Annotated in this window: 5 protein-coding genes; 1 reads left to right on the top strand and 4 read right to left on the bottom strand. The window is 71.5% G+C overall.

What is annotated here, in order from left to right:
• Positions 1–28: 28 nt before the first annotated feature.
• From RIN80_RS24035 to RIN80_RS24020, 4 genes are all read right to left on the bottom strand, one after another.
• Complete coding sequence (locus RIN80_RS24035; RefSeq protein WP_309097728.1) at positions 29–1,246, bottom strand: MFS transporter; 1,218 nt, start codon at positions 1,244–1,246, stop codon at positions 29–31.
• 135 nt (positions 1,247–1,381) lie between these two features.
• Positions 1,382–2,344, bottom strand: a complete 963-nt coding sequence (locus RIN80_RS24030; RefSeq protein WP_375141794.1) for an endonuclease/exonuclease/phosphatase family protein — start codon at positions 2,342–2,344, stop codon at positions 1,382–1,384.
• 280 nt (positions 2,345–2,624) lie between these two features.
• Positions 2,625–3,263: a TetR/AcrR family transcriptional regulator gene (locus RIN80_RS24025; RefSeq protein WP_309097726.1), complete on the bottom strand. Its 639-nt coding sequence runs from the start codon at positions 3,261–3,263 to the stop codon at positions 2,625–2,627.
• An 89-nt stretch (positions 3,264–3,352) separates the two neighbouring features.
• Positions 3,353–4,954 (bottom strand): MFS transporter, encoded by a 1,602-nt coding sequence (locus tag RIN80_RS24020; protein ID WP_309097725.1) that lies wholly within the window; start codon positions 4,952–4,954, stop codon positions 3,353–3,355.
• A gap of 197 nt (positions 4,955–5,151) precedes the next feature.
• Between RIN80_RS24020 and panB the strand changes: the two genes are divergently transcribed.
• Positions 5,152–6,024 (top strand): 3-methyl-2-oxobutanoate hydroxymethyltransferase, encoded by an 873-nt coding sequence (gene panB, locus RIN80_RS24015; protein ID WP_309097724.1) that lies wholly within the window; start codon positions 5,152–5,154, stop codon positions 6,022–6,024.
• Positions 6,025–6,055 lie beyond the last annotated feature (31 nt).

Genomic DNA, 6,055 nt, shown 5'->3' with positions numbered 1-6,055 from the left:
CCCACCCGCCGCCGTTCGCCGGGAACCGTCAGTGGCGTACCGCCTCGGCCTCCCGCGGGACATGGCCGGCCACGATCCGCTCGCGCCCGGCGACCGGAGCCCGGCGCCGGTCCACGACCGCGGCCAGCGCGGCGACGCCCAGGCCGATCACGGCCAGGGCCGCGCCGGCCAGGGCCGGGGAGGTGGCTCCGAAGCCGGCGGCCAGGGCCAGGCCGCCGATCCAGGCGCCACCGGCGTTGGCCAGGTTGAAGGCGGCCTGGTTGGCCGAGGAGGCCAGCGAGGGGGCCGAGGAGGCCTTCTCCATGACCATCAGCTGCAGCGGGGATCCGGTGGCGAAGGCCGCCGTGCCCAGGAGCGTCACCGCCACAGCGGCGGTGACCTCCGTACGCATCAGCAGCGGGAACAGCGCCAGGACCGCCACCAGCGAGACCAGGCCGCCGAACAGGGTGCCGCGCAGGGAGTGGTCGGCCAGGCGGCCGCCGAGCAGGTTGCCCGCGGTCGCGCCGACACCGAACAGCGCCAGCAGCAGGGTCACGCTGGCGTCGGCGTAGCCGGCCGCGTCCGTGAGCATCGGGGTGATGTAGCTGTAGGCCGCGAACAGGGCGCCGAAGCCCGCGACGGTCGTGCCGAGCGAGAGCCAGACCGGGACGGAGCGCAGGGCGGCGAGTTCGCCGCGCAGCCCCTGGGCGGTGGCGTGCTCGTGGTCGCGCGGGATGAGGAGGGCGAGCGCGGCGATCGCCGCCAGGCCGATGGCGCTGACGCCGAGGAAGGTGGCCCGCCAGCCGAGGTGCTGGCCCATGAGGGTCGCGACCGGCACGCCCGCGACGTTCGCGACCGTCAGGCCGAGGAACATCAGGGAGACCGAGCGCGCCTTGCGTTCGGGGGCGACCATGTTCGTGGCCACGACGGCGCCCACGCCGAAGAAGGCGCCGTGCGGCAGCCCGCTCAGGAAGCGCGCGGCCAGCAGCCAGCCGTTGTCGGGCGCGAGCGCCGACAGGGCGTTGCCCACGACGAACAGCCCCATCAGGCCGATCAGGACCGTGCGGCGGGACACCTTCGCGGTGACGGCGGCCAGCAGCGGGGCGCCGATGACGACGCCGAGCGCGTACGCCGACACCAGGTGGCCGGCGCTGGGTATCGAGATGTTCAGGTCGTCCGCGACATCGGGCAGCAGCCCCATCATCACGAACTCGGTGGTGCCGATGCCGAAGGCACCCACGGCGAGGGCGAGCAGGGCCAGGGGCATGAAGAACCTTTCGAGACTTGCGTGAGATCCGTACGTCATATGTTCAAGTACGGAACAAAGTCTCGCAGGCGCACTATTCCACGAGGTGAAGCCGAGGTTGCCGAATCCTGCCGGAACCGCCCTGACCTGCGGTTTTCAGAAACCGCTTGTGGCGACCCTCACACGGGCGGCGACGGGCAGATGGTCGCTGCCGGTCTGCGGGAGGGTCCACGAACTGTGCGGCTCCAGGCCCCGGACCATGATCTGGTCGATGCGCGCCATCGGGAACGAGGCCGGCCAGCTGAACCCGAAGCCGCTGCCCACCGCGCCCTGCGTGGAGCGCATCTGGGAGGTGACGGCGTTCAGGGCGCGGTCGTTCATGGTGCCGTTCAGATCGCCCAGCAGCACCACGTTCTCCAGCGGTTCGTGCGCGATGGCCTCGCCCAGGTAGTCGGCGCTGCGGTCGCGCTGCCTCGCCGTGAACCCGGCCTCCATCTTCACGCGCACGGACGGCAGATGGGCGACGTAGACCGCGACCCGCCCGGCCGGCGCGGTCACGGTGGCGCGCATCGCCCGCGTCCAGCCCATGTCGAGGTCGACGGCCCGGACGCCGCTGAGCGGGTACTTGCTCCACACGCCGACCGTGCCCTCCACCGCGTGGTAGCGGTAGGTCGACGCCAGCGCCTTCTCGTACGTCGGCACCGCGGCCGGGGACAGCTCCTCCAGGGCCAGCACGTCCGCGCCGGACGCGGCCACGTCACGGGCGGTGCCCGACGGGTCCGGGTTCTCGGCGTTGACGTTGTGCGTGACCACGGTGAGGTCGCCCCCGGCGACGGTCTTGTCGCTGAGCAGCCCCCCGAACAGGTTGAACCAGACCAGGGCCGGCGCGAGCACCGCGATCAGCGCGGTCGCCGACCTGCGCACCAGTGCCAGCACGAGCAGCACCGGCACGAACAGCCCGAGCCAGGGCAGGAACGTCTCGATGAGGCTGCCCAGGTTGCCGATGGCGTTGGGGATCTGCGCGTGCAGCAGCATGACCACCGCCAGCAGCACCGCGCACCCGGCCACGACCAGTCCGCGCCGCCAGATTCTCGGATCGCCCCGCCAGCCGCTCACCAGCCGGTCGAACAGGCGCCGAAGCCGGGTTCCGCGGTGCTCGGGCCCCGAGCCGCCGTTGTCCGTCTCCGTCATGTACGCCTGCTGCGCCATACCGTCGCCTCACTACCTGCCGTGCACACCATCGCCCCCGTGTCTCTACGACCCTAGGGGATGATCCGTTCCGTTCCCGCCGTCCCGCGACGGCCGTACGGGGGCGAGGACGTTCGAGTCCGTCCGGTGAGTTCCGGCCCCGGCCCCCGAAAGCGCGCTCTGTGACGAAACGCGCACACTGGGGCCGGGCTCACCCGGAACCGACGGGCGGGGAACCCGCGGGGCGCAGGCCTTCGAGCAGCGTGTCGACGACCTGTTCGGCGAGGCCCTCCGGCAGGTCGGCGTCCGGGTGCAGCACGGAACGCACCAACAGCGGGCCGACGAACAGGTCGTTCAGCAGCTCCAGGTCGACGTCCGTGCGCAGTTCGCCGTTCTCCTGGCCCCGGCGCAGGACGTCCAGGCCCAGACGGCGGCGCGGTTCGACGACGATGGCGTGGTACGCCGCCCAGATCTTCGGGCTGCTCTTCATCTGGGCGTGCACGCTGTGCAGGATCGCCGACGAGCGCTTGGCGAGCCCGCGCCGGCGCATCTGCTCCAGCAGCACCACGAGGTCGTCGCGCATGGACGTGCCGGGCAGCGGCGGGTCGGCGGGTTCGGCGGCGCGTACGACGTCGACGAACAGTTCCTCCTTGCCGCTCCAGCGGCGGTAGATGGTGGCCTTGCCCACCCCGGCGGTCCGGGCCACGCGCTCGATGGACAGCTCCGCCAGCGGGACGCCCTCCTCCAGGAGCCTCATCACGCCCTCGATGATGGCGCGTTCGACGGCCTCGCTTCTGGGGCGGCCCCTCGGGGGGCCGTCGTGCCGGGGCTGCCGTTCGGCGAGGCTCACGTCGTTGCGTCCTTTCTGGCCTGGGGGCCGGGGTGGGCCGGGGGGGGTGGACCGGGGTGGACCGGGGTGGACCGATTCTCGCAGCAGGTCTACGACCGCGCGTCCGTCAACTCCCGCTCCTCCTCGCCCGCCTGCCCGGCCCGCTGCCTGCCGGGCAGGAACAGCGCCACCACGACCGCGCCCACCAGCGCGACGCCCGCGCCCCACAGGGCGGTGACGTGCATCGCGTGCAGGAAGGCGTCGTGGGCCGGGGCGACCAGGGCCTCGCCCCGCGGACCCAGCTTGGCCGCGACGCCCAGGGTCGCCTCGATGGACTCGCCCGCGGTGTGCCGCAGGGCGGGCGGCAGCGCGCCCAGCTTGTCCTCGATGCCGGTGCGGTACGCCGTCGACAGGACCGAGCCGAGGACGGCGATGCCGAGGGCGCCGCCGACCTGCCGGAAGGTGTTGCTGAGGGCGGAGGCCGAGCCGGCCTTCTCGCGGGGCAGGGCCTGCATGATGACGACGCTGACGGGCGTCATGATGTGCGCCATGCCGGTGCCCATCAGGAAGAAGACGACCTCCAGGATCCAGATCGGGGTGTCGGCGTCCAGGGTGGCGAAGGCGGCCAGCATCGCGGCGATGACCAGCAGGCCCCCGGTCGTGGTGGCCCGGTTGCCGAACCGGTCGACCAGCAGCCGGGCCCGCGGCGCGAAGATCATCTGGGCGGCGGCCAGCGGCAGCATCAGCAGACCGGTCTGAAGCGGCGAGTAGCCGCGCACGCTCTGCGTGTAGAAGACGGAGAAGAAGGTCACGCCCATCAGCGCGAAGAACACCAGCGCGATGGCGGCGATGGCGGCCGAGAAGACCTTGTTCCCGAAGTACGTGACGTCGATGGACGGATGGGCGCTGCGCTTCTCGAACACCACGAACGCGACGAGCACGGCGAGACCGGCGCCGATCGTCGTCAGCACGGCGGAATCGGTGAAGTCGGCGAGCTGGCCGCCCTTGATGATGCCGTAGACGAGCAGCACCAGGCCGACGACCGACAGGACCACGCCGACCGGGTCGAGCCGGCCCGGCCTCGGGTCGCGGGAGTCGGGGACCAGCCACAGCATCAGGGCGAGCGCGAGCAGCACGATCGGCACGTTGATGAGGAAGACCGAGCCCCACCAGAAGTGGTCGAGCAGCACGCCGCCGGTGATCGGGCCGATGGCGATGGCGAGGCCGACGCCGCCCGCCCAGATGCCGATGGCCTTGGGCTGCTCCTCGCGTTCGAACACGTTCATGAGGACGGCGAGGGTGGCGGGCATGACGAACGCGGCGCCCAGGCCCATCACGGCACGGAAGGTGATGAGCTCGCCGGGCGAGCCGGAGAACGCGGCGAACGCCGAGCCGATGCCGAACACGACGAGGCCGCCGAGCAGCACCTTCTTGCGGCCGAGCCGGTCACCGAGCAGTCCGGCGGTGAACAGCAGACCGGCGAAGACCAGGGTGTAGGCGTTGATCGCCCACTCCAGCTCGCTCTGTGTGGCACCCAGGCCGGTCGGGGCCGGGGTGGAGATGGTCTTGATGGCGACGTTCAGGATCGAGTTGTCCAGGACGACGATCAGCAGGCTCAGCATCAGCACGCCGAGGATCGCCCAGCGGCGCCGGTGCACCGCTTCCGGTATGCGGCGGCCGGTGGGGGCGGCGCCGTCGGCAGGTGTGGTCATGCGGTCGAGCCTAGGCCCTTTCCGATACGAGACCGTCTCGTATTGGAATACTTTTACCGTGCTCTTACGGACCGCGGATGGCGGCCGAGCGGAACACACGGGGGCTCCCCTAGCCCTCCTTGGCACGAGGTGCCACCATGGACGTGGTCCGGGGACGCCGTCAGGGCGCCTCGAGATGACGTGTTAGGAGCCGTGCCATGACGCAGCTTCCGGCTGCCCAGACTGCGACGAAGCCCTCCGACGGCGGCAAGACCCTGTACGGGGGCAAGGGCACTCGCCGCATCACCGTGCGCGACATCGCCGCCGCCAAGGAACGCGGCGAGAAGTGGCCCATGCTCACCGCCTACGACGCGATGACCGCGTCCGTCTTCGACGAGGCCGGCATCCCGGTCATGCTCGTCGGCGACTCGGCGGGCAACTGCCACCTGGGGTACGAGACCACCGTGCCCGTCACCCTCGACGAGATGACCATGCTGTCGGCGGCGGTCGTACGGGGCACCTCGCGCGCCCTGATCGTCGGCGACCTGCCCTTCGGTTCCTACCAGGAGGGTCCGGTGCAGGCGCTGCGCTCGGCGACCCGGCTGGTGAAGGAGGCCGGTGTCCAGGCCGTGAAGCTGGAAGGGGGCGAGCGCTCGCACGAGCAGATCCGGCTGCTCGTCGAGTCCGGCATCCCGGTGATGGCCCACATCGGGCTGACCCCGCAGTCCGTCAACGCGATGGGCTACCGCGTGCAGGGGCGGGGCGAGGAGGCGGCCCAGCAGCTGCTGCGGGACGCCAAGGCCGTGCAGGACGCGGGCGCGTTCGCCGTGGTCCTGGAACTGGTGCCCGCCGAGCTCGCGGCCGAGGTGACGCGCGTGCTGCACATCCCGACCGTGGGGATCGGGGCGGGCCCGGAGACGGACGCGCAGGTGCTGGTGTGGACCGACATGCTGGGTCTGACCGGCGGGCGCGTGCCGAAGTTCGTGAAGCAGTACGCGAACCTGCGGGAGGTCATGGGGAACGCGGCGAAGGCCTTCGCCGAGGACGTGGTCGGCGGAACGTTCCCCCAGGAGGAGCACTCCGTTCACTGAGCCACTGAGCCACTGAGCCACTGAGCCACTG

Source organism: Streptomyces sp. (genome assembly GCF_031181705.1).
Classification (GTDB): domain Bacteria; phylum Actinomycetota; class Actinomycetes; order Streptomycetales; family Streptomycetaceae; genus Streptomyces.
The sequence above is the reverse complement of the archived record's forward strand: the minus strand, read 5'-3'. Positions and strand labels throughout refer to the sequence as shown.

Coding starts and splice junctions, on each gene's coding strand:
- panB (WP_309097724.1), top strand. CDS start 5,152: ATGACGCAGCTTCCGGCTGCCCAGACTGCGACGAAGCCCTCCGACGGC.
- RIN80_RS24035 (WP_309097728.1), bottom strand. CDS start 1,246: ATGCCCCTGGCCCTGCTCGCCCTCGCCGTGGGTGCCTTCGGCATCGGC.
- RIN80_RS24020 (WP_309097725.1), bottom strand. CDS start 4,954: ATGACCACACCTGCCGACGGCGCCGCCCCCACCGGCCGCCGCATACCG.